General features: G+C 54.1%; 1 protein-coding gene. It reads left to right on the top strand.

Annotated features, from left to right (window positions below):
* Positions 1–25: 25 nt before the first annotated feature.
* Positions 26–440 (top strand): hypothetical protein (locus MO867_RS22635; protein WP_252473382.1); only part of this gene is annotated, 415 nt, incomplete at its 3' end.

Raw genomic sequence — 440 nt, 5'->3', positions numbered from 1 at the left:
GCCCCTGGAGTATATTGGCCATTCAGTGGGAAATTACGGCCCCCGCAAAAATGGGGGTGTCACCCTCCAATTTCGTAGCCTTATCGATGGACGCGACTGGTATGCAATATTCAATGCTTACACAACGCGAGCGCGCACCACCAAACACGGTAAAGCCGGGAGCCCCCTACCCAAAGGGCACTTCCGCATGGGCAAGCGCTCTAATTTCTTAAAGTTCTGGAATCGCACCGGGTTGAAGATGCCAAAGAGCCTCGATGCCTTCAGCGATTGCATGGGCAAATTACGGGGTCAAATATTTACCGGACACCCGGCAAACGGTGAGCGCCTGGAGGCCGCAACGCTTGCGCCAGTCTGTATTGAACAACAGGAATTGGCAGCCCACCCCCATGTGAATATTCCGGGTAAAGTCCGGGTAACTTCCGGGTTAATTCCGGGTAAGG

Source organism: Microbulbifer okhotskensis (assembly GCF_023895975.1).
Classification (GTDB): Bacteria; Pseudomonadota; Gammaproteobacteria; order Pseudomonadales; family Cellvibrionaceae; genus Microbulbifer; species Microbulbifer okhotskensis.
Note: the sequence above shows the minus strand (reverse complement) of the source record. Positions and strands in the feature narration are given on the sequence as shown.